Annotated in this window: 25 protein-coding genes; 12 read left to right on the top strand and 13 right to left on the bottom strand. The window is 72.4% G+C overall.

The genetic code is table 11. The features are described 5' to 3' along the window. Nucleotides 1-18 precede the first annotated feature (18 nt). A complete protein-coding gene (locus tag ACZ66S_RS00240; protein ID WP_469898544.1) occupies nucleotides 19-1,638 on the top strand; it encodes a SpoIIE family protein phosphatase in 1,620 nt (539 codons plus the stop codon). 28 nt (nucleotides 1,639-1,666) lie between these two features. Next, nucleotides 1,667-2,020: a 5-carboxymethyl-2-hydroxymuconate Delta-isomerase gene (locus ACZ66S_RS00235; protein ID WP_469898543.1), complete on the top strand. Its 354-nt coding sequence runs from the start codon at nucleotides 1,667-1,669 to the stop codon at nucleotides 2,018-2,020. On the opposite strand, the gene ACZ66S_RS00230 is transcribed toward ACZ66S_RS00235, so the two are convergent. From ACZ66S_RS00230 to ACZ66S_RS00220, 3 genes are all read right to left on the bottom strand, one after another. Continuing rightward, the gene (locus ACZ66S_RS00230; RefSeq protein ID WP_469898542.1) at nucleotides 2,017-2,706 is read right to left on the bottom strand and encodes a TetR/AcrR family transcriptional regulator; all 690 of its coding nucleotides are present in this window, start codon (nucleotides 2,704-2,706) and stop codon (nucleotides 2,017-2,019) included. The genes ACZ66S_RS00235 and ACZ66S_RS00230 overlap by 4 nt on opposite strands. Nucleotides 2,707-2,793: 87 nt before the next feature. Beyond that, entirely contained in the window at nucleotides 2,794-4,719 is a 1,926-nt protein-coding gene (locus ACZ66S_RS00225; protein ID WP_469898540.1) for a hypothetical protein, read from the bottom strand. 49 nt (nucleotides 4,720-4,768) lie between these two features. Then, a complete protein-coding gene (locus ACZ66S_RS00220; RefSeq protein WP_469898539.1) occupies nucleotides 4,769-5,314 on the bottom strand; it encodes a tetratricopeptide repeat protein in 546 nt (181 codons plus the stop codon). Nucleotides 5,315-5,408: 94 nt separating this feature from the next. On the opposite strand from ACZ66S_RS00220, the gene ACZ66S_RS00215 reads away from it, so the two are divergent. Then, entirely contained in the window at nucleotides 5,409-5,843 is a 435-nt protein-coding gene (locus tag ACZ66S_RS00215) for a hypothetical protein (protein ID WP_469898537.1), read from the top strand. A 59-nt stretch (nucleotides 5,844-5,902) separates the two neighbouring features. Here the strand turns inward: ACZ66S_RS00215 and ACZ66S_RS00210 are convergent, their stop codons facing one another. The 3 genes from ACZ66S_RS00210 to ACZ66S_RS00200 all read right to left on the bottom strand — a co-directional run bounded on the left by ACZ66S_RS00210 (nucleotide 5,903) and on the right by ACZ66S_RS00200 (nucleotide 9,579). Beyond that, nucleotides 5,903-7,489 carry a DUF1996 domain-containing protein gene (locus tag ACZ66S_RS00210; protein ID WP_469898536.1) on the bottom strand — a complete coding sequence of 529 codons (1,587 nt, stop codon included), beginning with the start codon at nucleotides 7,487-7,489 and terminating at the stop codon, nucleotides 5,903-5,905. A 183-nt stretch (nucleotides 7,490-7,672) separates the two neighbouring features. After that, nucleotides 7,673-8,326 carry a LuxR C-terminal-related transcriptional regulator gene (locus ACZ66S_RS00205; RefSeq protein ID WP_469898534.1) on the bottom strand — a complete coding sequence of 218 codons (654 nt, stop codon included), beginning with the start codon at nucleotides 8,324-8,326 and terminating at the stop codon, nucleotides 7,673-7,675. Then, nucleotides 8,317-9,579 carry a sensor histidine kinase gene (locus tag ACZ66S_RS00200; protein ID WP_469898532.1) on the bottom strand — a complete coding sequence of 421 codons (1,263 nt, stop codon included), beginning with the start codon at nucleotides 9,577-9,579 and terminating at the stop codon, nucleotides 8,317-8,319. The genes ACZ66S_RS00205 and ACZ66S_RS00200 overlap by 10 nt, the downstream gene beginning before the upstream one ends. 314 nt (nucleotides 9,580-9,893) lie before the next feature. Here ACZ66S_RS00200 and glnII point away from each other — a divergent pair, with 314 nt between their 5' ends. The 5 genes from glnII (at nucleotide 9,894) to ACZ66S_RS00175 (ending at nucleotide 13,848) form a co-directional block, all read left to right on the top strand. Then, entirely contained in the window at nucleotides 9,894-10,931 is a 1,038-nt protein-coding gene (glnII, locus tag ACZ66S_RS00195; RefSeq protein WP_469898531.1) for a glutamine synthetase, read from the top strand. 85 nt (nucleotides 10,932-11,016) lie between these two features. Then, nucleotides 11,017-11,940 (top strand): DUF6891 domain-containing protein, encoded by a 924-nt coding sequence (locus ACZ66S_RS00190; protein WP_469898529.1) that lies wholly within the window; start codon nucleotides 11,017-11,019, stop codon nucleotides 11,938-11,940. Nucleotides 11,941-12,028: 88 nt separating this feature from the next. Further along, nucleotides 12,029-12,151, top strand: a complete 123-nt coding sequence (locus tag ACZ66S_RS00185; RefSeq protein WP_469898528.1) for a hypothetical protein — start codon at nucleotides 12,029-12,031, stop codon at nucleotides 12,149-12,151. A gap of 77 nt (nucleotides 12,152-12,228) precedes the next feature. After that, a complete protein-coding gene (locus tag ACZ66S_RS00180; RefSeq protein ID WP_469898526.1) occupies nucleotides 12,229-12,780 on the top strand; it encodes a winged helix-turn-helix domain-containing protein in 552 nt (183 codons plus the stop codon). A 60-nt stretch (nucleotides 12,781-12,840) separates the two neighbouring features. Further along, on the top strand, nucleotides 12,841-13,848 hold the full coding sequence (locus tag ACZ66S_RS00175) for an NAD-dependent epimerase/dehydratase family protein (RefSeq protein WP_469898525.1): 1,008 nt from the start codon (nucleotides 12,841-12,843) through the stop codon (nucleotides 13,846-13,848). A 50-nt stretch (nucleotides 13,849-13,898) separates the two neighbouring features. Here ACZ66S_RS00175 and ACZ66S_RS00170 read toward each other — a convergent pair whose 3' ends face one another. Continuing rightward, on the bottom strand, nucleotides 13,899-14,348 hold the full coding sequence (locus ACZ66S_RS00170; RefSeq protein ID WP_469898523.1) for a MarR family winged helix-turn-helix transcriptional regulator: 450 nt from the start codon (nucleotides 14,346-14,348) through the stop codon (nucleotides 13,899-13,901). A 67-nt stretch (nucleotides 14,349-14,415) separates the two neighbouring features. On the opposite strand from ACZ66S_RS00170, the gene ACZ66S_RS00165 reads away from it, so the two are divergent. Further along, nucleotides 14,416-15,279, top strand: a complete 864-nt coding sequence (locus ACZ66S_RS00165) for an alpha/beta fold hydrolase (protein ID WP_469898522.1) — start codon at nucleotides 14,416-14,418, stop codon at nucleotides 15,277-15,279. Nucleotides 15,280-15,281: 2 nt separating this feature from the next. Here ACZ66S_RS00165 and ACZ66S_RS00160 read toward each other — a convergent pair whose 3' ends face one another. After that, complete coding sequence (locus tag ACZ66S_RS00160) at nucleotides 15,282-15,938, bottom strand: RlpA-like double-psi beta-barrel domain-containing protein (protein WP_469898520.1); 657 nt, start codon at nucleotides 15,936-15,938, stop codon at nucleotides 15,282-15,284. Nucleotides 15,939-16,046: 108 nt separating this feature from the next. Beyond that, a complete protein-coding gene (locus tag ACZ66S_RS00155) occupies nucleotides 16,047-16,412 on the bottom strand; it encodes an arsenate reductase family protein (RefSeq protein WP_469898518.1) in 366 nt (121 codons plus the stop codon). A 164-nt stretch (nucleotides 16,413-16,576) separates the two neighbouring features. Here ACZ66S_RS00155 and ACZ66S_RS00150 point away from each other — a divergent pair, with 164 nt between their 5' ends. Continuing rightward, nucleotides 16,577-16,891, top strand: a complete 315-nt coding sequence (locus tag ACZ66S_RS00150) for a hypothetical protein (RefSeq protein ID WP_469898517.1) — start codon at nucleotides 16,577-16,579, stop codon at nucleotides 16,889-16,891. 651 nt (nucleotides 16,892-17,542) lie between these two features. Here ACZ66S_RS00150 and ACZ66S_RS00145 read toward each other — a convergent pair. Then, nucleotides 17,543-18,736 (bottom strand): winged helix DNA-binding domain-containing protein, encoded by a 1,194-nt coding sequence (locus ACZ66S_RS00145; RefSeq protein ID WP_469898516.1) that lies wholly within the window; start codon nucleotides 18,734-18,736, stop codon nucleotides 17,543-17,545. Nucleotides 18,737-18,940: 204 nt separating this feature from the next. On the opposite strand from ACZ66S_RS00145, the gene ACZ66S_RS00140 reads away from it, so the two are divergent. Then, complete coding sequence (locus ACZ66S_RS00140) at nucleotides 18,941-20,299, top strand: DUF2252 domain-containing protein (protein ID WP_469898515.1); 1,359 nt, start codon at nucleotides 18,941-18,943, stop codon at nucleotides 20,297-20,299. Nucleotides 20,300-20,508: 209 nt separating this feature from the next. Here ACZ66S_RS00140 and ACZ66S_RS00135 read toward each other — a convergent pair whose 3' ends face one another. Continuing rightward, entirely contained in the window at nucleotides 20,509-21,138 is a 630-nt protein-coding gene (locus tag ACZ66S_RS00135; RefSeq protein ID WP_469899643.1) for an alpha/beta hydrolase, read from the bottom strand. Nucleotides 21,139-21,378: 240 nt separating this feature from the next. Between ACZ66S_RS00135 and ACZ66S_RS00130 the strand changes: the two genes are divergently transcribed. Then, nucleotides 21,379-21,660: a hypothetical protein gene (locus tag ACZ66S_RS00130; RefSeq protein ID WP_469898513.1), complete on the top strand. Its 282-nt coding sequence runs from the start codon at nucleotides 21,379-21,381 to the stop codon at nucleotides 21,658-21,660. A gap of 37 nt (nucleotides 21,661-21,697) precedes the next feature. On the opposite strand, the gene pspAB is transcribed toward ACZ66S_RS00130, so the two are convergent. Both pspAB and htpX read right to left on the bottom strand, forming a co-directional pair. Next, nucleotides 21,698-22,282: a PspA-associated protein PspAB gene (pspAB, locus tag ACZ66S_RS00125; protein ID WP_469898512.1), complete on the bottom strand. Its 585-nt coding sequence runs from the start codon at nucleotides 22,280-22,282 to the stop codon at nucleotides 21,698-21,700. Between the two features lie 2 nt (nucleotides 22,283-22,284). Continuing rightward, on the bottom strand, nucleotides 22,285-23,202 hold the full coding sequence (gene htpX, locus ACZ66S_RS00120) for a zinc metalloprotease HtpX (RefSeq protein WP_469898511.1): 918 nt from the start codon (nucleotides 23,200-23,202) through the stop codon (nucleotides 22,285-22,287). Between the last annotated feature and the right edge of the window lie 70 nt (nucleotides 23,203-23,272).

The raw sequence follows: 23,272 nt of genomic DNA, 5'->3' as shown, positions 1-23,272 counted from the left end.
TTGCCCGAGGGGTGACGGATGGACGCAAAAAGCAAGCTGACAGGCACGACCGTGATGGTCGTGGACGACGTGGAGGCCAGCCGGTACGCCGTGGGCACCGTGCTGAGCCGAGCAGGGCACCGGGTCGTCCCGGTCGCCACCGGCGGCGAGGCCCTCGCCGAGCTCGACACCCGGCTGCTCAAGGGCACCCTGCCGGACGTGGCGCTCGTCGACGTGGGGCTGCCCGACATGAGCGGCTTCGACCTGTGCCGGCTGTTCAAGGAACGCCCGCACACCGCCGGCATGCCCGTCGTGCACTTCTCGGCCGCGACCTCGCCGCCGGCCGACTTCTGCCAGGGCCTGGACGCGGGCGTCGAGGCCTATCTGAAGGTGCCCGCCGAGCCCCTGGAGATCGAGGCCGTGGTCCGGGCCGCCGTACGCAACGCCCAACTGCGGGCCGGCGACCAGGCACTCGTACGACGGCTCACCCTGCTCTCCGAGACGATCGTCACCATCCAGTCGGCCCGCACCCTGCAGGAACTGTCCGACGCGGCCGCCGAGGGCGTCTCACGGCTCACCGGGACCCCCGCCGCCGTCTTCGTCCTCGACCAGGACGACCAGCTCTTCCGCGGACTGTCCCGCGACCGCATACCCGTCGCGCTGCCCGACGAGGGCGCCGACCGGGCCGTGGCGGGCCTGCTGCGCCGGCTCACCCGGGGACAGTCCGGAGTGCAGCTCACCACCGTGCCGGCGCCCCTGTGGCCGGCCGGGTTCTTCCGGCCCGGCGTCGAGCACGACGCCCGGCTCGCGTTCGTCGTCACCCAGGACGGCCGCGCCCCGGTGTGCCTCGCGGCGCCCGCCCGCGGCATGCGCAGGGTGGGCCTGGAGGGCGAGGCCCTGCTGGCCCAGCTCGCGCAGGCCACCGCGCTGGCCGCCGAACCACTGCTCATGTACAAGGTCGAACGGCACGTGGCCCTCACCCTCCAGCACAGCTTCCTGCCCCAGCCGCACCGGCTGCCCGACCTGCCGGGCATCGACGTCGTGGTCCGGTACGTCCCGGCCTCCCGGCAGACCGAGATCGGCGGCGACTTCTACGCCGCGCTGCGCGTGGACGAGGGCGTGCTGACCGCGGTCGGCGATGTCGTCGGGCACTCGCTGGACGCGGCCACCGTCATGGTCGAGCTCCGGCACGCGCTGCGCGCCTACGCCGTCGACGAGAGCGACCCGGCCGTGCTCGCCGAGCGCCTGGACCGGACCCTGCGGCGCTACCACCCCGACACCACGGCCACCGTCTGCCTGGCCCTGATCGACCCGGACACCGGGCGCACCCGGATCGCCAACGCCGGCCACATCCCGCCGCTGATCGTCCGCGACAACGGCAGCGCCGACTACGCGGAGGCGGCCGGCCCGCTGCTCGGGATCGGCCTGCCGCACCCGCCGGCCACCGAGCTGTTCCTCGAACCCACCGACCGGCTCCTCATGGTCACCGACGGTCTCATCGAGACCCGGGGCACCGACCTCACGGCCTCCCTGGAGCATCTGCGCGCGGCCTCCTCGGGCGCCCTGCCCAGCCTGAACGCCCTGTGCGACACCCTCCTGGACACCTTCGGCCACGACCGGGAGGACGACATCGCCATGCTGGCGCTGCGGCTAGGGTGACCTGTGTCGCCCTAGAACAGGAGTGCCCATGCCGCAGATCACCGTCGAACGCTCCCCGTACCTCGACCACGTCGACTGGTCGGAGCTCGCCCTGGCGCTGCACCCGGTCGTCGTCGAGACGGCGGACGCGCGACTGGAGGCGTGCAAGACCCGGGTGCTGCGCACCGAGGACGAGGCGGTCGGCGGCGAGAAGGAGGACCACGCGATCGTGAACGTCTCGATCGCGCTGCTCGCGGGACGGTCCGAGGAGACCAAGGCGAAGCTCACCGAGGCCGTCATGGAGGTGCTGCGCAAGCACGTCGGGCCCGCGGACGGCCTCACCGTGCACCTCTCCGCCGAGGTGCGCGACCTGGACGCCTCCTACACCAAGGCCGTCCTCTAGGAGGCCAGGGTGATCAGCCGGGCGGCGAGGTCGGTGAACGGACCGTCGTGCGGCTCGTCCCTGAGCATGTGGCGCAGCAGCGCGGTCATCTCCTCGTCGTAGGACGCGCTCACCGCGGCCAGCGCGGCGAAGTCGTGCACGAGCTGGAGCTCCAGCTCGCCGCGCGGGATACGGCGGCCGTCCAGCCAGATCAGGGCCGTCGACTCGACGAGCGAGATCCAGGACCGGATGAGCAGTTCCAGTCGCGCGGGCGGGTCCGTCACCCGCAGATGCGACAGGATCTGCTCGTAGGCGACCTGCCGTACGGAGTCGATGAGGGCGTTCGTCGCGGAGGAGCCGACCGCCGGGCCACCGCGCATCAACGCCGAGAAACCCGGGCCGTGTTCGTCCACGAAGTCGAAGAACCGCCGCATCACGCGCAGCAGTCGGCCGCCCAGCGACCCCTCGTGCGGCTCCTCGAAGCGGCTCGCCAGATCCTGGGCCGCCCGCTTCAACGCGGCCTCGTACAGGCTGAGTTTGCCGGGAAAGTAGTGGTAGACCAGCGGTCGCGAGATGCCGGCCGCCGACGCTATCTCGTCGATGGACACCTCGTCGGGCGAGCGGCGGGCGAACAGTTCGAGGGCGACGCCGATCAACTGCTGACGCCGTTCCTCGACTCCCATTCTTCGACGGACCCCGGTTGTCATACGAACACCTTACCGATCGAATCCGGCCGGGAACGGGCCGGTCCGACCAGCGGTGTTCACATCTCCGTCACCCGCTGTCCGCGGGCCCTACCGGAGTCCGCTGACCGTCCGCCCGTCCTCCAGCGTCCCCTTCAGCTCGGCCTGGGCCCCCTGCCGCGTCCGCACGGCCAGCAGATGACCCTGGGCGGAACCGCTCACCCCGCCCGTCGCGCTGATCGACGAGGTCCCGCGGTTCCCCGCCGCCAGCAGGTACCAGGAGCCGGTCCCCGACTTCCACAGCACTCCGGCCAGCACCTGCGGATCCTTCGCCCCGCACGCCGGGACGTTCTCGGCCTTCGCCGCGACCGCCCCGTACGTCGACCCCGGCGTGTGGAACTGGGCCAGCACCCGCTCCCCGCCGCCCTGCCAGGTCTCGGCGCGGGTGCACACCCAGTCGGCCGTCCCGCTGCTGTCGGGCAGCGGCTGCGAGGCGTAGGCCCACGCGTTCACACCGCGCACGCCCGAGGAGCGCATCGCCCCCAGCGAGCAGGCGTACGGCGCCCAGGCGCGCAGCGCTCCCGCCCCGGACGCGTCCTTCACGGACCCGGGGCGGCCGGTGGTCAGCCGGGCCGGGACCAGTTCGCCGAGGTCGGTCAGCAGCCGGGTGCCGGAGGCGTCGGTCAGTTGGAGCACGTTCCAGGAGGTGCAGGCACCGCTCTGCGCGGGGCCCGCCATCGGCGCGGTGGTCCCGCCGGTCAGCGGGAGGTCCATGGCGCCGGAGGCCGGCTTCAGCAGGTCCCGCTCGGCGGCCTTCGTCACCCAGGGCGCCGTCAGATAGCGGATGTTGCCGTCGGCCCGGCCCAGCACGACCGCGCTCGCCCCGGCCCGGTCCGCGCCGTCGACCCGGGCGAAGTCGAGGGCGGCGCCCTGGGTGCCGTCGCGCGGCTCGGCGTAGCGGACGATGCGCAGACCGTCGTAGAGGAGCACCACGTGTGCATTGTCGACGGTGCCCGCGTACAGGAGCTGCGGCGGGCCGGAGGGGCCGCCCGACGGGGTGCCGGGGGTCGCGGAGACCTGGACGCTCTCGCCGGGGCGGGCCCAGACGGCGAGGGCGCGGCGCAGCAGGGCGCTGTCGCCGGTGAGGTCGCCGCGCGCGGGCCACACGGAGAAGTCGGTGCGTGCCGAGGACTCCCACGCGGCGGCCGGGACCTTGAGCAGCAGGGCCGGGTTCAGGGCGGCCTGGGCGGAGGGGTTCTGCGCGTAGGGCGGTGCGGCGGCGCCGTCGGGGCCCCAGCCGTCGCCGGGCATGCCGAGCAGCGCCCCGCACACGGCGACGGCCGCGGCGGCGGCGAGCACGGCCTTCATGTGCTGCCTGCGCCGCATCAGGTCGGTGGGCCGGGCCTGGAGCGAACAGGGGTCGAACTCGGGGGAGTCGAGGAGGTGGTAGCGGTCCTCGGCACCGGCCGCCTCGTCGAGCGCCGCGTCCGCGTCGGCCACGCCCGCCGCCGTCAGCAGCTCCCGTACGTCACCGTCGGGCAGTTGCTCCAGGCCGCGCAGGACATAGGCCGCGCGGGCCGGTCCGGACATGGCCGACAGACGCTGGTCCAGGGCGAGTTCGTCGGCGCCGCCGGAGCGCGGGAAGAGCCGCAGGCCCCACACCTGGGGGAGCAGCGGCGGGAGCTGGGAGCGCTTGGGCCAGGCCCTGCGCCTGAGCGGCAGACCGGCCTCCAGGGCCGTACGCACCACCTGGAGGCGGACGAAGGCGTAGCCGGGGTCGCCCTCGCGGCCGGCCGACTGGGCCGGGATCACGGGTGTCGCCGCCCGGCCCCGCGGCAGGGCGCGCTGGGTGAGGGCGTGCGCGGTCAGGACCCGCCGGCCGCGGCCCAGACCCGGCGGCAGTACCAGATAGGCGATCCGGACCAGCCGGGGGTAGTGCTCGACGAGCGCGGCCTCGGCCTGCTCGACGTCGACGACGGGCTCGCCGGTGGAGCCGGAACCGGGTGCGGGGCGCGGGGCGACATCCTGTGACTGCACGTTCAGCAGAACGAGCGAATCGTCAGGAGGTCACCGCCGCACGGGTGAATCAGCCTTCCGGGTCGGCCAGGGCGCGCGCGTAGTTGGCCATCGACCGCTGATAGCGCGGCAGATGGGGGGCGAGCGCGCCCAGGACCAGGGAGAGTCCCTCGCGGTCCCGGCCGAGGCTGGACAGGCACAGCGCGAGCGTGGCGCGGACGGCGTCGTCCAACTCGTCGGAACGGGCGTCCAGTTCGGGGTTGAGCAGCTCGACGCCCTCCGCCGCCTGTCCGATGTTCCGCAGCGAACTGGAGAGTTGGATCTTGGCCCGGCGGCCCTTGTAGCCGCTCTCCTCGCTGAGCCCCTTCGCGAGCGCCTCCCGGTACAGCGGGACCGCCCTGTCGGAGTGTCCCGTCGAGTCCCAGGCGCAGGCCCGCTCGAAGGGGCCGAGGGGACTGCTCTCCGGCAGCTCGGCCACGAGCGCGTCGACCAGGGCCCGGAAGTCGGCCGCCCGTTCCTCGGGATACTCGTCGAAGGTCGCCCAGGCGGCGTCGACCCGCTTCTCCCAGTCATCGTTCACCGGCACACTTTCGCACAGCCGTACCCCTGATGACATCAGGAATTGAGCGCCCGGCGCTCCGCAGCCGTATGGGAGGAGACGGACCCCCGCCGGGGCCCGTGCGACGCGACCCCCGTGACCGGAGGAACAGATGAGGTTGACCCGACCGATGCTCGCGCTGACCGGCGCGGCCGCGGTGCTGGCGCTGGCGGGCTGCGGATCCGGCGGTGACGCGAAGGCAGCCGCGGTGCCGCCGGCGGCCACCGGCAGCCTGGAGCACCTGGCCGCCGAGGTGAAGTGCACGCCCGACATCCAGATCGACGCCGACGAGCTGCGCCAGGCCGTGTGCAAGAAGTCCAAGGACGCCGACGGCAAGTTCATCCTGGCCACCTTCGCCACCGACCGCGGCCAGCGCGAGTGGATCAACGGCGCCAAGGACTACGGCGGTCACTTCCTGGTCGGCCGCAAGTGGGTCGCCGTCGGTGACACCACCACCACGGTGACGGTGCTGCGCAAGACGCTCGGCGGGGACATCGAGGAGGGCACGGACCACTCGAAGATGGGCGCCACGCACTCGGCCCACTGAGGACGCGCACACGAGAAAGCCGGCGGTGAGGAATCCTCACCGCCGGCTCTCTCAGTGCCTCACTGGCACTTCCTGCCGGTGTTGATGCAGTTGACCATCTTGTTCATCGTGTTCTGCGAGAAGAAGTTGATGAAGTCGTTGTGGTCGGTGATCGGCTTGTGCAGGTTCTCCGGGAAGGTGTCCACCGCGTAGGGGTTGACGACCGTGCCGTTCTGCAGCTTCGGGGCCGGGACGTTGTAGACGAGCCGGACCTGGAGCTGGGGGATCGCCTTGAAGCCGTTGGCGCAGGCGCCGTTGGCCTGGACGAACGCCACGTGGGTGCGGTGGTTGGCGCTGTCGATGTTCTGACCGTCCCAGCAGCTCTGGAAGTTGGTCGTGCGCACCACCTGGCTGCCCTGCGGGCAGATCGGGTACTTGTCGTGGAGCTGCACCTTGTTCTCGAAGCCGGTGCAGGACCAGTTCACGTTGGCGTTGGCGTTGCCGTTGACGAAGGCCTTGGCGTCACCGGTGATGATCCGCAGGGCGGTCGGCATCGCGACGACCTTGCCGGCCTTGTTGCCGACGAACTTGATCTGGGCCTGGGCCGGCTGGAGGATCTTGCCGACGTTGCCCTCCTTGCCGCCGCCGTCGTTGTTCTGGTCGAAGTCCTGCTGACCGTTCTGCAGACGCAGCACCGGCCAGAAGTACGAGGACTTGTCGCCCTGGTTCTGGCAGGTCGTCTGGGCGCCCGCCAGCTCCTGGTCGCTCGCGAAGGCGTCGTTGCTCTGGTTGCCGACGTAGTCGTGCAGGTGGTGGGCGCCGTTGGCGACACCCGGGGCCACGATCACGTTGTCCGTGTTGTGGTTGTCGTTGCCGTTGGTCCCGCACCGGGTGGTGAAGCTGCCCCGCGAGCCCGAGTTGCCGTTCGCCCGCAGACCGTTCTGGCCGACGCCGAGCTGGGCGCTGCCCTGGACCTTGGTGATGTCCACGAAGTCGGCCGCGACCGGGCCGTTGCCGCCCTGTCCGCCGTTGCCCTGCTGCTGGCCGCCGTTCTGCTGACCGCCGTTCTGCTGGCCACCGTTGTTCTGCTGGCCGCCGTTCTGCTGCTGGCCGCCGGTGTTGTTCTGGCCGCCGTTCTGCTGCTGGCCGCCGTTGTTCTGCTGGCCGCCGTTCCCGCCGGCGTTCGTCTGCGCGGTCTGCGTCGTGCAGGCGGCCAACTGGCTGAGCGAGGTGTTGAACTGACCGCCGACCCGCTGGATGTTGATGCGGATCCGGTCGATCGTGGCCGCCCGCTTCTCCTTCAGGGGACCGACGATGGCGTTCTGGACGAAGCCCGCGTCGTTCGTCTGGGCCTGTCGCGTCGAGGCGAGCCTGGCGTAGGCCTCGGTGATCTGCTTGTCCAGGTTGGCCAGCTCGGCGGCCACCCCCTGACGCGCGTTCTGAGGCACGTTCGTCAGCTTCTGACCGACGTCGGGACACGAGATGGTCGCCACCTGTGCGGCGGCGGCCTTGGTCTCGTTCTGCGACCAGCCGTCGTTGTTGGACTCGTGCGCCGAAGCGTAGAAGTTCGCCCAGATCAGCCCGCCCCCACCGAGCGCTAGGGCCGCCGACGCGGCTATGGCCTTCGTGGCCATCGACGAGCGGCGTTTACGTGTATTGCGTCCCATGGAACTCCTCTGACTTCCTTTTTCGGGGCTATCGAGGCGCCCGACAGGAGTGAAGCGGCGCCATCCCATACGCATGGCGCCCCACGGGTGTTCAGCCGTCCCACGAACAAATCAGAGGTTTGCCGGGCCCTCGCGCGACAACAGCCGTCTGAACAGCGGGAGTTACGGAAAATAAGGGCTCGCTCACCGGCCCCGGTCCAGGAACGCGAGGACCGCCAGAACGCGGCGATTGTCGTCGTCCGACACCTCAAGGCCCAGTTTGGCGAAGATGTTGGCGGTGTGCTTGGCGATCGCCCGTTCCGTGACGACGAGCTTGGCGGCGATCGCCGCGTTCGACCGCCCCTGGGCCATCAGCTCCAGCACCTCCCGCTCCCGGGGCGTGATCCGGGCGAGCGGCTGGTCCTCGGCCGCCCGCCGGGACAGCAACTGCTGGATCACCTGGGGGTCCATCGCCGTACCGCCCGCCGCGACCCGCCGTACGGCGTCCACGAACTGCTCGGCGTCGAACACCCGGTCCTTGAGCAGGTACCCGATCCCGCCGGTGCCGTCGGCGAGCAACTCGCGCGCGTAGAGCTGCTCCACGTGCTGGGAGAGCACCAGCACCGGCAGCCCGGGTCTGTCCCGGCGGGCGTCCAGCGCGCACTGGAGCCCCTCGTCGGTGTGCGTCGGCGGCAGCCGTACGTCGACCACGGCGACGTCCGGTTCCAGCTCGGCCAGCGCACGGGCCAGCTCGGGCCCGCTCTCGACGGCCGCGGCGATCTCGAAGCCATGCGCCTCCAGGAGGCGTACGAGACCGTCGCGCAGCAGGAAGAGGTCTTCGGCCAGGACTACACGCAAGGGATCTCCATGGTCACCATGGTGGGACCGCCCGCGGGTGAGCTGACGGCCAGGACGCCGTCGAATGTACCGAGCCGCCGCTCGACCCCGGCCAGCCCCGAACCGGCCGTGACGGCCGCGCCGCCCCGCCCGTTGTCGGTGACCGTGATCCGCAGCTTGCCCTCCACCTGGTGCAGGTCGACCCAGATCCGGTCGGCGTTCGCGTGCTTGACCGCGTTGGTGAGGACCTCGCTGACCGCGAAGTAGGCGGCCGACTCCACCGGCGCGTCCGCCCGGCCCTGGAGCTCCACGGTCACCTCCGCCGGAACCGGCAGCCGCAGCGCCAGCGCCCGCACCGCGTCGCCCAGGCCGCGCTCGGCCAGCACCGGCGGATGGATGCCCCGCACCAGGTCGCGCAGCTCGGCGAGCGCGTCCACGGAGGACTGACGGGCCTGCGCCAGCAGCCGCTTGGCCTGCGCGGGGTCCTTGTCGAGGAGCACCTCGATGGTCCCGAGGTCCATGCCCATGGCGACCAGACGGGCCTGCGCCCCGTCGTGCAGGTCCCGCTCGATGCGCCGCAGTTCGGCCGCGGAGGTGTCCACCGCGTCCCGCCGGGTCTCGGTCAGGACACGCACGCGTTCGGCCAACTCGCCCTGGCCGGCGCCGAGTACGGTCCGGGTGAGCCGGAAGTGGAAGGTCAGCACCCGGGGCGCGAGCGCGGCCAGGGACAGCAGGACGAGCCCCAGGGCGCCGGCGAGCAGCGCGGAGGTCTGGTCGGTGACGTGCACGAAGCCGTACCAGTACCCGCCCATCCCCTGGAACGGCCGCCACAGCCCGGCCGCGATCACGAGCCCCTCCAGCGGGTAGAGGACGAGCACGGCGGGCAGCAGGGCGGTCACGAACCCCGCCGTCATGTCGACCGGCAGCCACCGCAGATCCCGCCAGGTCGCCGGGTCGCGCAGCATCCCGAAGGTGCGCGTCCAGGGATTGGCGTCCGAGGGCAGCGGCCGGTACGCCGACGGGATCCGCACCCCGCCCCACTCGGCCGCGAGCACCCGCCGCCAGTCCGCGAAGGCACGCACCCCGGTCAGCACCCACGGGGTCGTGACCAGCCCGATCCCGACGGGTACGAGCGCGATCGACACCAGCGACAGGACGAGACCGAGCACCGCCCCCGGCAGCGTCACCAGCGCCAGCCCGAACCCCCGCACGGCCGCGAGCCCGACGGCCCGCGCCCTCGCCCCGATACCGCCGCTCTGTGTCTCGATGCTCATGCCGTCAGTCTGGTCGAGGGGGCGACGGGGGTCACGGGGCCTGACCGCCCGGTCGCGGGGTGGTGCCAGGTACACCCTTTGCATACGAGGCGCACGGGACGCGGGTGCCTTGTCTCCCTGTCGACTTTCGCGCCGCCCGCCGCGCTCACAGAGTGAGTCGCGCCACAGCATCACCAGGTAACACGGGGTTCACATTCGAGCAATGACCGGGAAATCGCCTGTTGACAGGCTCGCGGGCACCAGGAGGCGGCGTTTCAGTGCCGCAGCGCCGCAGCACCCGCAGTGCGTAGACACATCCCCGAAGGAAGTGGCCCGTGACCTTCAAGGCTGAGTACATCTGGATCGACGGCACCCAGCCGACGGCCAAGCTCCGTTCCAAGACGAAGATCCTGGCGGACTCGGAAAAGGGTGCCAAGGGCGCCGAGCTGCCGATCTGGGGCTTCGACGGGTCCTCCACGAACCAGGCCGAGGGCCACTCCTCGGACCGTGTCCTCAAGCCGGTCTTCTCCTGCCCCGACCCGATCCGCGGCGGCGACGACATCCTCGTCCTGTGCGAGGTCCTCAACATCGACATGACGCCGCACGAGTCCAACACCCGTGCCGCGCTCAGCGAGGTCGCCGAGAAGTTCGCCGCCCAGGAGCCGATCTTCGGCATCGAGCAGGAGTACACGTTCTTCAAGGACGGCTACCCCCTCGGCTTCCCCAAGGGCGGCTTCCCGGCCCCGCAGGGCGGCTACTACTGCGGTGTCGGCGCCGACGAGATCTTCGGCCGTGACGTCGTCGAGGCGCACCTCGACAACTGCCTCAAGGCGGGCCTCGCGATCTCCGGCATCAACGCCGAGGTCATGCCCGGCCAGTGGGAGTTCCAGGTCGGCCCGGTCGCCCCGCTGGAGGTCTCCGACCACCTGTGGGTGGCCCGCTGGCTGCTCTACCGCACCGCCGAGGACTTCGGCATCGCCGCGACCCTGGACCCGAAGCCGGTGAAGGGCGACTGGAACGGCGCGGGCGCGCACACCAACTTCTCCACCAAGGCGATGCGCGAGACCTACGAGGCGATCATCACCGCCGCCGAGTCGCTCGGCGAGGGCTCCAAGCCGCTCGACCACGTCAAGAACTACGGCGCCGGCATCGACGACCGCCTGACCGGCCTGCACGAGACCGCCCCGTGGAACGAGTACTCCTACGGCGTCTCCGACCGCGGTGCCTCGGTCCGCATCCCGTGGCAGGTCGAGAAGGACGGCAAGGGCTACATCGAGGACCGCCGCCCGAACGCCAACGTCGACCCGTACGTCGTGACGCGCCTGCTCGTCGACACCTGCTGCTCCGCCCTGGAGAAGGCCGGCCAGGTCTGATCCCCCAGCACGTCCCGAGGGGCGCCCACCGGTGACGGTGGGCGCCCCTCGGCGCGTTGTCAGTGGCGCCTGGCATGGTGGGGGCATGGAGATCGAGGGGGGCTTGGCCGTCAAGGCCGAGACGGAGTGTGGAGAGACGCTCGTCCGCGTGAGCGAGCAGGGGCTGCGGGACCTGGTGCACCGGATCGGGGAGAGCGGCGACCGCTGGCTGGTGCTCCAGCGCGTTCCCGACCGCCCGGACGTGTTCGCCCAGGTGTGGCACGAGAGCGGGGGGATCTACCAGGTGGAGCACCGCGAGAGCCGCGAGCGCTTCTCCGGTGCGGAACTGACGCACCCGGACGCCGTCGCCGACGCACTGACGGGCTGGGCCCGCGGCGAGGCCGGCTGGGACGAGGGGATCGCCTGGTCGCCGGTCGAGGTCGATCCGCCCGAGGACGTGCCCGAACTCCCCGACGACGTGCGCGAGGAGGTCGAAAAGCACGTCCGCGAGCGGCTGCGGTGCGGCTACGACACCCGCTCGGCGCTCGCCCGGTCCGCCGAGGAGTGGCTCGCCGAGGCCGACCGACGGCCCGTGTCCGCCGCCCAGGCCCGGCAGCTCGTCGACCGGCTCTGGCTGGAGCGCCTCGCCGAACAGGAGACCTGGGAGGGCGTGACCGACCCCGAGCGGCTCACCCGCGCCTTCGAGGCGCTCACCGCACGGGGCGTCACCGCCCGCGAGCACTTCACCTGTTGCCGTACCTGCGGCAGCGCCGAGATCGGCGCGGAGCGGGCCGAGGGCGACCGCGGCTTCGTGTACTTCCACACGCAGTGCACCGAGAGCGCCGCCGCGGGGCAGGGACTGATGCTGCTGTACGGCGGTTTCGACGGCTCCGCCGACACCACGGCCGCGGTCGGCCGCGAGATCGTCGCCGCCCTCACCGCCGCCGGCCTGTCCCCGCACTGGGACGGTGATCCGGGCAGGGCGATCGAGCTCCCACCCCTGATCTGGCACAGACGCCTCGTGGGGTGAGACGGGCCCCGGCGATTTCCCGCCGGGGAAGCGTCCGAGCAGTGAGAGGAGACTCCTCCCGCGGGCCGGTGTCTGCTTCAATGGGCTCATGGCCAGCTACCGGAAGACCACCGCGACGGGTCGCCATGACCTGGAGCCCTTCTGGCCCTCCCGTCAGCACCACGACTTCGACCGGGTGTGTTGCCGCGCGACGAACGCGCCGGCCCTCTAACGCCGTACACCCCGGCCTTCGGCCAGCGCGCAGACGTACGTCCTCCGACGACCCTCTCGCGCGAAAGAGCTGACCTCATGGCGACTCCTCGTTCCGTCCCCACCCCTGTCCCCACCCCGTCCGAGCCCGGCGCACGGCACCGACTGCGGGCCGTCGGCCCGGACGAGGTCCCCAACGTGGCGGATTTCCTCCCCCCGGGCGCCACCTGGCTGCCCGCACCCCAGCACACCCTGCCCACGCTGCCGGGCCGGCCCCCGATGATCGGCTACCTGGTGCTCGTCCCGGCCGACCAGCACCCGCCCTTCCCGGGGGAGCCGACGCCCACGGACACCGGCGCCCCCCTCGTGCGGATCGACACCGTGCAGCGCACCGCCGAGGTGAACGGCAGCCGACTCGACCTCACCTACCTGGAGTTCGAGCTCCTCGCCCACCTCGTCCAGCATCCCCACCGGGTGCACACCCGCGACCAGCTCGTCACCACGGTCTGGGGCTACGGCCATGTCGGCGACGGCCGTACCGTCGACGTCCATGTCGCCCGGCTGCGCCGCAAGCTGGGCGCCGAGTTCCGGGGCGCGATCCAGACCGTGCGGCGGGTCGGCTACAAGTACACCCCGCCGACCGGCGACTGAGCGTCTGCCCTCGGCAGATCCGGGTTCCCCCGAGCCGCCCGGGCGGGCACAGTCACCGGCATGAGACTTCTTCTGCTGGGCGGCACGGAGTTCGTCGGCCGGGCCGTCGCCGAGGCGGCCCTGGCCGACGGCTGGGACGTGACCGCCTTCCACCGGGGACGGCACGCGCCGGTGCGCGGGGTGCGGTCCCTGCACGGCGACCGCACCGCGCCCGACGGCCTCGGCGCCCTTGCCGAGGGCGGCCCGTGGGACCTTGTCGTCGACACCTGGTCGGCGGCGCCCCGCGCGGTCCGGGACACGGCACGGCTGCTGCGGGACCGCGCCGACCGCTATGCGTACGTGTCGAGCTGCTCGGTGTACTCCTGGCCGCAGCCGGCCGGCTACACCGAGGACGCGCCCGTCGTCGAGGGCGCCTCGGCCGACGCGGACCAGTCCGACTACGCCCGGGACAAGCGCGGCGGTGAGCTGGCCGTCCTGGACGCCTTCGGCCCGGACCGCGCCCTGCTGGTACGGGCCGGGCTGATCCTCGGCCCCTACGAGAACATCGGCCGACTGCCGTGGTGGCTGGGCCGTGTCGCCCGCGGCGGCCCGGTGCTCGCACCCGGCCCACGGGACCTTCCCCTCCAGTACGTCGACGTCCGCGACCTGGCCGCATGGGTGCCGGCCGCGGCCGCGGCGGGGCGCAGCGGCCCGTACAACCTGGTCAGCGCGCCGGGGCACACCACGACGGGCGAACTCCTCGACGCCTGCGTGGCCGTGACCGGCTCGCAGGCCGAACTGCGCTGGACCGACCCGGACGTCGTCCTCGACGCGGGCATCGCCCCCTGGACCGGCCTTCCGGTGTGGGTCCCGCCGGACACCGACCTGCACACCACCCTGCACGGGGCGGACACCTCCCGGGCCGCCGCCGCGGGCCTGCGCTGCCGACCGGTCACCGAGACGGTGGCCGACACCTGGAACTGGCTGCGCGAGATCGGCGGGGTGGCACCACAACGCCCGGACCGGCCGGTGGTGGGCATCGACCGGGAGACGGAGACGAAGGCACTGGAGGCGGGGGCGCACGGCTGAGGCACGGGGTCGGTGGGTGAGTTCAGCGGGCGGAGCCGGGCCACCAGAGGTCAGGTCTGGTCGGCCGCCGCCTGCCGTACTCCCGCCAAGAAGCCCCGGATCGCCGCCCGTTCGCCCTCGTCGTACCCCTGGAGCAGCTCCACCGTCCGTCCGATCAGGGGTCCGAAGAAGCTCTGCCCCAGCTCCACCGCCCGTTCGTCCACCTCGACGACCACCTTGCGCCGGTCCTCCCGCCCCCGCACCCGCCGCACATGGCCGGCCCGCTCCAGCCGGTCGAGCAGCGAGGTCGTCCCGGCCGAGTTGAGCCCGAGCTCCGCACCGAGCCGGCCCGCCGTCATCTCCTCGTCCGCGCGGGAGGCGTCCATGAGGGCGATCAGGGCGCGCACGTCCGTCGGATGCATGGCGTGGCGCTGTGCGAACCGGGCGCTGTGCAGGCCGAGTTCGACGGTCACGGCGCGCAGGAGATGGACGATCTCCATCTCGGGTCCCTGGGACGGCATGTGCACCCTCCGGTTATCATCTCGCTCATCGAGTATCTCGCTGACCGAGATAATACGGGAGGGATCGATGGGCAGACACGACGGCGACAGGTTCGCGGCCGCCTACGACAAGGTGCTGGCCAAGTGGCCCGCCGACCGGGAGACCGTCCGGGTCCCCACCCCGTTCGGCACGACCTGCGTCCACGCGTGCGGTCCGGCCGACGCGCCCCCGCTCGTCCTGCTGCCGGGCGGCGGGGGAGCGACCTCCGCGTCCTGGTACGCCCAGGCCGCCCCTCTCGCCCGCATCCGCCGGGTCCTCGCCGTCGACCTGATCGGCGCCCCGGGTCGCAGCACACCGGCCGCCGACCGTCACCCCCGCTCGGTCGCCGACCTGACCGCCTGGCTCGACGCCCTCCTCGACGGACTCGGCGTCACCCGGGCCGACTTCGGCGGCCACTCCTACGGCGCCTGGATCGCCCTGCACTACGCCCTGCGCGCTCCCGACCGGATGCGCCGCCTGTTCCTCCTGGACCCGACCCAGTGTTTCGCCGGGTTCAAGGCGGCGTATCTGCTGCACGCCCTGCCGATGCTGCTGCGCCCCACGCCGGCCCGCGTCCGCGCCTTCCTCACGTGGGAGACCGGGGGAGTGGCCCTCGACCCCGACTGGCTCGAACTCCAGGAGGCCGCCGCCGGTTTTCCCGCCGCGCGCCCGGTCATCGGCCCCCGCCCCGACCCGGACGCGCTGCGGGCCCTGAAAGTGCCGGTCCTGCTGCTCGTGGCCGCGAACAGCAGGACCGGTGACCCGTACGACGTGGCGAGGCGGGCGGGCGAACTGCTGCCGCGGGCGGAGACCGACGTGGTCCCCGGCGTCTCCCACCACGCGCTACCGCAGTCCGCACCTCCCGAACTGGGCCGCCGTATCAGTGAGTTCCTGAGCGACCGTCCCCGATAGCCTCACCCCACCTTCTCGATCAGGGCCCGGCGGATGAGGAACTTGCCGGGCTCCCGCACCTGTTCGAAGGCCGCGTTGTTGAGCAGGGCGCAGCTTCCGGAGACCGAAGTGACCTCCACCGTCGTGGACTTGTTGTTGTCCAGGTTGGTGACCCGCAGCTTCGTGCCGGCCGGGAACTGGTTGCTGGACGCGGCGGGCGCCCCGCCCTCGCCGGACAGCGTGACGGTCGAGCCGTTGCACACCTGCTGTCCGGCGCCGGCGTTCCCCGCGGGCGGGGCCTGGGAGGCGGGCGGGGCCGACGGGGGCGCGGCCGGTGCGGTCTGCTGTCCGGTGCCGGCCTGGGAGCCCTGAGCCGACTCCCCGACCACGCAACCGGACGCCTCCTGCTGCACCTTGATCTGTGCGATCACCGCTTCCCGGTTGGCGATCCGGGCCGCGGACTGGGCGTCGGGTGCGGCCCGTTGGTCCTCGATGAACCGCTGGTTGTTGCCGAGCGCGGTGGCGAGGCCCTGGCAGACCGTGGACTCCGCCGCCGTCTGCGGACTCTGCGAGGCGTTGGAGGTGCCGGCCATCGCGAAGGCCCCGCCTCCCGCCACCGCCGCCGCGCTCACCAGCAGCGCGACCTTCTTCTTCGTACCGAGCGTTCTCCTGCGCGACATCCGCGTCTCCTGCGAGGTAGGGGAGCGTACGCCGCTATGTACGAGATACCGAACGGGGTTGCTCACCGGTCGCAGCAGTCGGATGACGTAACCTGCGTCACACTCCGGCTACTTCTTCCTCGACAGGGCTTCCTGTACGGCGTCGTCGGTACGGGCGACCAGCGCCGAGCCGTCGTCCGCCGTGATGATCGGGCGCTGGATGAGCTTGGGGTGCGCGGCCAGCGCGGCGATCCACCGGTCGCGCGAACTGCCGTCCCGCGCCCACTCCTTGAGGCCGAGCTCCTTGGCGGCGGGCTCCTGGGTGCGGGTGATGTCCCACGGTTCGAGGCCGAGCCGGTCGAGCACCTCGCGGATCTCGTCCTCGCTCGGGACGTCCTCCAGATAGCGGCGGACGGTGTACTCGGCACCCTCCGCGTCGAGCAGACTGATCGCGCTGCGGCACTTCGAACAGGCCGGATTGATCCAGATCTCCATGGCGCCCACGGTACGCGAAAACCCGTCCTCCTCCTGCGTCACAGCACCCCCGAAAGCCCTTGTGGCCAGGGGCTTTTGTCAGTGCCGGGCGGTAGAATAAAACCAGTGTTCGAGGGTGTCGCCGGGGTTCCGCCGACCGCCCTTACCGCGACAGGAGGATGCCTGTGCCCGCTGCCGCACTGAAGCCGAAGCCGTTGCCGACCCAGTCCACCGCGAAGCACCCCGTGCTGCTCGACCTGCCCTACACCCCCGTGGAGAAGCGCCCGTTGCCGCCGGGCCGTCCCCGCGAGTGGTATGTCACCCACAACCGCCGTCTCAAGGCGATGCGGCTCGCGATCGCCCTGCTCGACTCCGGCGTCTACGTGCCCAACCAGGCGCGCAACGAGACGATCCGGGACACCGCGGAGGTGATCGGCGTCCACCCGCCGTCGGACACGACGTGCCACATGGTGCGGGCGCTGATGCGGTACGCCCGCTAGCCCGTGCCGCCGGGCGCCCTCCTGCTCCACGGGGCGCCCGGCATCCCGACCGAAAGCCTCTGACGGGGCCCGCACCGGTGCCGCTGCCACAGCGATGGCCGCCTGCTCTCACGCTGGGCGCACCCTGCACCCGATCAGCCCGTGGGTCCGGCCAGCTCCTTCTTCAGTGGGGTCCGGAACCGGGGCCGCTTCCACCCACTCCCGCAGCCGCGAGGCCGCCGCTGCGACGGGCACCTGCGTCTCGGGCCCGGCGGCCGATCAGCCCGTGGGTTCGGCCAGTTGCTTCTCCGACGGGGTCGGGGACCGGGTCCGTACCGGTGTCGCTGCCACCCAGTCCCGCAGCCGGTGGGCTGCCACCGCGCTGGGCACCTGCGTCTCACGCCGGGCGGGCCGGGCACCCGATTGCCCATGAGTTCGCCCAGTTCCTTCTCCAGCAGGGTTGGGAACCGGGGCCGAGTCCCGCAGCCGGTGGGTTGCCGCCGCGATGGCCACTTGTACCTCACACCGGGCACGCCCGGCACCCGATCAGCCCGTTGGTCCGGCCTCTCCGACGGGGTCGGGGACCGGGTCCGTACCGGTGTCGCTGCCACTCCGCCTCACCGCCGCGCGGCTGCCAAGGCGACGGCCGCCTGCGTCTCGCCCGGCGGCCGATCAACCCGTCGGTTCGGCCAGTTCCTTCTCCAGGGGGGTGCGGAACCGGGGGCGTACCCGGGTGTCGCCCACCCAGGCCCGTAGCCGGGCGGCCTCCGTCGCGATCGCGGTCTGCGCCTCGCGGCCCACGTCCTCCGGGGCCAGCAGGCGCCAGACGATCTCGCCGTCCGGGCGCTGGCCCCAACCGCCCACCACGCGTCCGTCCCACCACACCGTCGGCCCGACGTTGCCGCTGCGGTCGAACAGGGCGGGTCTGAGGGCGGGCGCCAGATACCAGTCCCGCTGCTGCCAACCCATCGCCGTCGGATCGAGCCCGGGCAGCAACGCGGCCCACGGCTCCACCGGCCCCGCGACCGGACCGGCGTCGCCGTCGACGACGTAGGCCGGGCCCTCGTCGACGGTGACCGGCACCGCGCCGATCGCCGAGAGCGCGCGGCGCACGTCGGTCACCTTCCAGCCCGTCCACCACTTCAGGTCCGCCTCCGTGGCCGGCCCGCACACCGCGAGCCAGCGCCGCAGCAGCTCCGCCTGGGCCTCGGCCGCGTCGAGCTCGGGATGCGGCGGCGCCACCGCCCAGCGGAACTGCGAGGACATCCAGGTGCCGAGCGGCCGCCCGCGGACCACCTTGCCCTCCACCCCGAGCACCCTCAACAGGCGGCTCCCGACGGTGTGGACGCCCTCGTAGCTCTTCCCGGCCGCGTACACGAACTGCTCCCGCAGCCGCGGCTCGTCCTCGGCCAGCTCGGAAGCCGTGGCCTGGCCGCGCCGGGCGAGCGCGGCCAGCGCCGACTCCTCGACGTCCTTGAGCCAGGTCGCGTCCGGGGCCCCGGCCTTGGCCATGTCCTGGAGGAGCGAGGCCCGTTCCCGTGCGGCGACCGTGAGACCGGTCGAGGCGTGCACGACCGCGGTGAGGTCGGTCGGGAACGCGAACACCGTGTGCCGCATCCCGTGCATCCGCACCAGGGACCGGTCCTCGTACAACGCCCGCTCGGTCTCGGCCACGGTCCGGGCCGGGTCCACGAGCCGCGCGCCCACCGCGAGGTGGACGGTCGCCGGGTCGCTCCCGTGCAGCGCGACCAGAGCGTCGGCCACCTCCTCCGGACTGCCCACCCGGGCCTCGACGGCCAACTGGTGCCGCAGCCCCAGCCGCGCCCGCCGCTCGTCCACTCCGATGTACCGCACCCCGTCACGCATGCGCCCATCCTGACGTACGGCACTGACAACGCGCCCCCGCGGATGCGCTGCCGGTCTCGGGCGGAGCCGCCGCCGGGGGCCCGGTCACCGTCACCCGATCGCCGTACTCCACATGCGCACCACCCCGTTCCGGCTCTTCACTGCGATCAGGAGGTGACGGACACACCGGGGCCCGGAGGCGGACGTGACGCAAAGGCAGAGCGCATGAACACCCCCGGCACCGCAGGCACCCCCGCCGCCCGCGCCGAGCGCGGCCGGGCCGCCCGCAAACGCGTCCCCCGCTCCGCCCACGCCGTCTGGATCCCCTCCGTCGGCCGCCCCGACCCCGTCGCCGTACTGGAACGACAGGGCCGCGACCGGCTCCCGGAACTGCTGCCGATCCGGTACGGCAGGATGTCCGCCTCCCCCTTCGCGTTCCTGCGCGGCGCGGCCGCCGTGATGGCCGCCGATCTCGCCGCCCAGCCCCACTCCGGCCTCACCGTGCAGCTCTGCGGCGACGCCCACCTGCTGAACTTCGGCCTGTACGCCTCCCCGGAGCGCTCCCTGCTCTTCGATCTCGACGACTTCGACGAGACCTTCCCCGGCCCCTTCGAGTGGGACGTCAAGCGGCTCGCCGCGAGTGTCGCCGTCGCCGCCCGGGAGAACGGGCACAGCGAGGCCAAGGCCCACCGGGCGGCGGGGGAGGCGGTCACCGCGTACCGCACCGCCATGCGCGAGCTGTCCCGCCTGGGCGAGCTGGAGGTCTGGTACGCGAGCGTCGACGCCGACAGCCTGCTGCCCCTCGTCCGCTCGGCCCGCCACCGACGACGCGTGGAGTCCAGCCTCACCCGGGCCCGCCGCCGCACCAGCCTCCAGGCCCTCGGCCGACTCACCGAGGTCGTCGACGGCCGCCGCCGCATCATCCACGACCCGCCGCTCCTCGAACCGGCCGGCGGCCCCGACATGGCCGGCCTGCGCAAGATCTTCAGCGACTACCGTTCCACCCTCTCGGAGGAGCGCCGGCTGCTCCTGGACCGCTACCGGTTCGTCGACGCCGCCCGCAAGGTCGTCGGCGTGGGCAGCGTCGGCATGCGCTGCTTCATCGTGCTGCTGGCCGGACGGGACGCCGACGACCCGCTGTTCCTGCAGATCAAGGAGGCCCGCACGTCCGTGCTGGAGGAACACCTGCCGCACGGCCCGTACGTCCATCCCGGCCGCCGCGTGGTCGTGGGCCAACGGCTGCTCCAGTCGGCGAGCGACATCTTCCTCGGCTGGATGAGCGGACCGCAGGGGCGGGCCTACTACTGGCGCCAGTTGCGTGACATGAAGGGGGCCGCGGACGTCGCCGGCATGCCCCCGGCCGACCTCAGGGCCTACGCCCGGCTGTGCGGGAGCACGCTGGCCCGCGCCCACGCCCGCTCCGGCGACCGTGTCGCCATCGCCGCGTATCTGGGCGGCGCCGACACCTTCGACGAGGCGGTCGCCGACTTCGCGCTCGCCTACGCGGCCCGTACCGAGTCCGACCACGCGACCCTGTGCGCCGCCATCGCGGCGGGCGTCGTCAGGGCGGCCCCGGGGGAGTGAGCCCGAGCCGGCGGGCAGGACGGCCCCTCCTTCGCACACCCGGAGCACTCCGGCGGGCAGGACGGCCCCTCCTGCGCCCACCCGGAGCACTCCGGCAGGCAGGACGGCCCCTCCTGCGCCCACCCGGAGCACTCCGGCAGGCAGGACGGCCCCTCCTTCGCCCACCCGGAGCACTCCGGCAGGCAGGACCCCGGCCGCCCCCCACGGTCCTAGGAGAGCCGCTCGGCCACCCGGTCGCATGGCGCCGTCCACCCCAGGTCACCGGGCCCGGTCAGCAGCGCGGCCACCAACTCCCGGCGATCAGGCGCGTGTTCGCGCATCCAGCGGCCCACCTGGTGGTCGGCCGCCGGCAGGTCGAGACGCGTGAACCGGGAGCGGAAGGCCAGCGCCTCCTGGACGGCCTCCGTCACCTCCGCGGGGATCACCGCGTCGGTGCCCGGTACGGCGAGCACCGCCCGGCCCTCGTACCCCCGCAGCACCTCCAGGGCCGGCGCCCGCCGCCAGCTCCCCGGCCGCCGGATGAGCTCGCTGAACCGCCCGTCGCCGCGGCCGAACGGCACGTCCCAGGCCTCGCCCGCGTACACGGCGGGCGCGCACAGACCCAGCGCCACCACCCGCCCGCCGTAGTGCCGGACGAGGTCCGCCACCGTCTGGCCGCTCATGCTGAACCCGACCAGCACCAGCGGCCCGCCCGCGGGAACACGCGCGTCGATCACGGCGACCGCCTGCTCGAACCGGCGCCGCAGGCTCAACTCGGCCGGCTCACCCGTGCTTTCGCCGTGCCCCGAGAAGTCGAAGGCGAGCGCCCGGCAGCCGTGCGCCACGAACTCGTCGAGCAGCGGCAGGAGTCGCTCCTTGCTGCCGTGTCCGGCTCCGTGCAGCAGTACGGCGGTCGGGGCTCCGACGCGGTCGGGGCGCCGCCGGACACACCGCGAAGGCGCTCACCGGCGTGTTCCTGTGTGAAGGACTCGGGCATCGGTCAACTCCGGAGTACGGGAAAAGCTGTGCGCAGGGCTGGCCCCAGCACCGCGCTCCGGGGCTAGTCTTCTACACCACACCCACGCACACGGAGGCCCGTCATGGGCACCATCGTCCTTTCCGGGACCGTCGTCCTGGTCATCCTGGGCTTCGGGAACCACACCTGGTGGCTCGTCGCCGTAGCCCTGCTCTTCGTGTACATGCAGTACGGCCGGGGCGGTGCCTCGGCGTCCTCGTCGGGCGGTTCGTCCGGCGGCGGCTCGGGAGCCGTGCCCGGCAGCTACCGGGCCTACCGCGACCGCCGGGACAAGCAGGCCAAGTGGGACCGCCGTTACCGCCGCGAGCGTCCCCTGGAGTCCCGTCGGCAGACACGGGAGAGATAGCGCCAGGAAGCTTTGAGCGACCGCGAGGGGCAGGGGCTCACAGGCCCGGGGCGCCCCACAGCGGGAACCAGCGGTTCAGGTCCTGTTCGATCCGCAGGTCGTTGGAGAGCGCGGCCTTCACGCGCAGCTCCAGCGGGTTGTCGCGCCGCTGTCCCTCACCTGGCAGCGGCGCGAAGGGGTAGAAGGTGCCGCGCTTGTAGAGGTAGACCAGCGCGAGGGGCCGGCCCTCGGGGTCCTGGAACCCGGCCAGCGAGCACAGCAGTTGCGGCCCGAAGCCGTTGACCTCCATCGAACTGTTCACCGCGTGCAGGTCGTTGACGAGCTGGGGGAGCTGGTCCGGGACCCGCTCGGAGACCAGCCAGGAGTAACCGAACCCGTCCCGGGCGAGGTGCACCGGAGGGCCGTCGCGTTCGGCGTCCGCGTCCAGCAGGGCCTGGACCTCCCGGTGCGTCTGCTCGAAGGCAGCGCCCTCGACCGTGGCGAAGCACACCGCCCCGCGCCCGGTCGGCGTGAAGGAGGCGGCCGCCTCCAGGGTGACGGCCGCCGACGGCAGCGCGAAGAGTTGGTCGAGATCGGGTACGACCGGCTTGGTCCGCCCGAGAAGGATGTCCAGCAGCCCCATGCTCAGCCCGCCTTCCCGGGCTTCACCGGCTCACCCAACTCCGCCGAGATCCGCCCCAGTTGCTCCAGCCGCTGCTCCAGGGACGGGTGCGTCGAGAAGATCCGCTCGATGCCGGGCTCCCTGCCGGTGGCGGGGGTGAAGTAGAAGGCGTTGAAGGCCTGGGCGGTGCGCAGGTCCTTGGTGGGGATGCGGGCGAGCTCTCCGGAGACCTTGGTGAGCGCGGAGGCGAGGGCGGAGGGACGGCCGGTGAGGTGGGCCGCGGCCCGGTCCGCCGCCAGCTCCCGGTACCGGGACAAAGCCCTGATCAGCAGGAAGCTGAGGGCGTAGACGGCCGCCGAGACACCCATCACGGCGGCGAAGATCACGGCGGTGTTCTGGTCCTTCCGCCCGCCGAAGACCTGGCTGTAGAACGCGAACCGCACGATCAGCCCGGCGATCACCCCGAGGAAGGACGCGACGGTGATCACGGCGACGTCCTTGTGCGCCACGTGCGACAACTCGTGCGCGAGCACGCCCTCCAGTTCGGCGGGGTCCAGCCGGCGCAGCAGCCCGGTGGTCACGCACACCACGGCGTTGTCCGGGTTCCGCCCGGTGGCGAACGCGTTGGGCATGTCCATCGCGGACACCGCGATCACCGGCTTGGGCATGTCCGCGATGGCGCACAGCCGGTCCACCACGGCGTGCAGTTCGGGATACTCCTCCCGCCCCACGACCCGCCCGCGCATCGCGAACATCGCGATCCTGTCGGAGAACCAGAACTGCGCCACGAACATCGCGGCGACCAGCGCCACGACCAGCAGCCACGACCTCAGCAGCACGATCAACGCGGCGACGAAGGCCACGTACAGCAGTCCCAGCAGGAACAGCGTGACCGTCATCCGCACGGTCAGCCGCCGGTCGCTCCGAAAACGACTCCGCATCTGCACCACCTCGCAGTAAGGCACTCGCCCCACCCTCAGTGTGCACCCGCGTCACCCCATGAAGCGGTCG

The organism is Streptomyces sp. NPDC107471, assembly GCF_055582845.1.
This window is presented reverse-complemented; position numbering and strand designations above follow the sequence as displayed.

Excerpts from the sequence above, each read along its gene's own strand:
- ACZ66S_RS00210 (WP_469898536.1), bottom strand. The coding sequence starts at position 7,489 with ATGGGACGCAATACACGTAAACGCCGCTCGTCGATGGCCACGAAGGCC.
- ACZ66S_RS00160 (WP_469898520.1), bottom strand. The coding sequence starts at position 15,938 with ATGTCGCGCAGGAGAACGCTCGGTACGAAGAAGAAGGTCGCGCTGCTG.
- ACZ66S_RS00130 (WP_469898513.1), top strand. The coding sequence starts at position 21,379 with ATGGGCACCATCGTCCTTTCCGGGACCGTCGTCCTGGTCATCCTGGGC.
- ACZ66S_RS00190 (WP_469898529.1), top strand. The coding sequence starts at position 11,017 with ATGGAGATCGAGGGGGGCTTGGCCGTCAAGGCCGAGACGGAGTGTGGA.
- ACZ66S_RS00200 (WP_469898532.1), bottom strand. The coding sequence starts at position 9,579 with ATGAGCATCGAGACACAGAGCGGCGGTATCGGGGCGAGGGCGCGGGCC.
- ACZ66S_RS00240 (WP_469898544.1), top strand. The coding sequence starts at position 19 with ATGGACGCAAAAAGCAAGCTGACAGGCACGACCGTGATGGTCGTGGAC.
- ACZ66S_RS00185 (WP_469898528.1), top strand. The coding sequence starts at position 12,029 with ATGGCCAGCTACCGGAAGACCACCGCGACGGGTCGCCATGACCTGGAG.
- pspAB (WP_469898512.1), bottom strand. The coding sequence starts at position 22,282 with ATGGGGCTGCTGGACATCCTTCTCGGGCGGACCAAGCCGGTCGTACCC.
- ACZ66S_RS00230 (WP_469898542.1), bottom strand. The coding sequence starts at position 2,706 with ATGACAACCGGGGTCCGTCGAAGAATGGGAGTCGAGGAACGGCGTCAG.
- htpX (WP_469898511.1), bottom strand. The coding sequence starts at position 23,202 with ATGCGGAGTCGTTTTCGGAGCGACCGGCGGCTGACCGTGCGGATGACG.
- ACZ66S_RS00180 (WP_469898526.1), top strand. The coding sequence starts at position 12,229 with ATGGCGACTCCTCGTTCCGTCCCCACCCCTGTCCCCACCCCGTCCGAG.
- ACZ66S_RS00170 (WP_469898523.1), bottom strand. The coding sequence starts at position 14,348 with ATGCCGTCCCAGGGACCCGAGATGGAGATCGTCCATCTCCTGCGCGCC.
- ACZ66S_RS00175 (WP_469898525.1), top strand. The coding sequence starts at position 12,841 with ATGAGACTTCTTCTGCTGGGCGGCACGGAGTTCGTCGGCCGGGCCGTC.
- ACZ66S_RS00145 (WP_469898516.1), bottom strand. The coding sequence starts at position 18,736 with ATGCGTGACGGGGTGCGGTACATCGGAGTGGACGAGCGGCGGGCGCGG.
- ACZ66S_RS00215 (WP_469898537.1), top strand. The coding sequence starts at position 5,409 with ATGAGGTTGACCCGACCGATGCTCGCGCTGACCGGCGCGGCCGCGGTG.
- ACZ66S_RS00235 (WP_469898543.1), top strand. The coding sequence starts at position 1,667 with ATGCCGCAGATCACCGTCGAACGCTCCCCGTACCTCGACCACGTCGAC.
- ACZ66S_RS00165 (WP_469898522.1), top strand. The coding sequence starts at position 14,416 with ATGGGCAGACACGACGGCGACAGGTTCGCGGCCGCCTACGACAAGGTG.
- ACZ66S_RS00140 (WP_469898515.1), top strand. The coding sequence starts at position 18,941 with ATGAACACCCCCGGCACCGCAGGCACCCCCGCCGCCCGCGCCGAGCGC.
- ACZ66S_RS00155 (WP_469898518.1), bottom strand. The coding sequence starts at position 16,412 with ATGGAGATCTGGATCAATCCGGCCTGTTCGAAGTGCCGCAGCGCGATC.
- ACZ66S_RS00220 (WP_469898539.1), bottom strand. The coding sequence starts at position 5,314 with ATGTCATCAGGGGTACGGCTGTGCGAAAGTGTGCCGGTGAACGATGAC.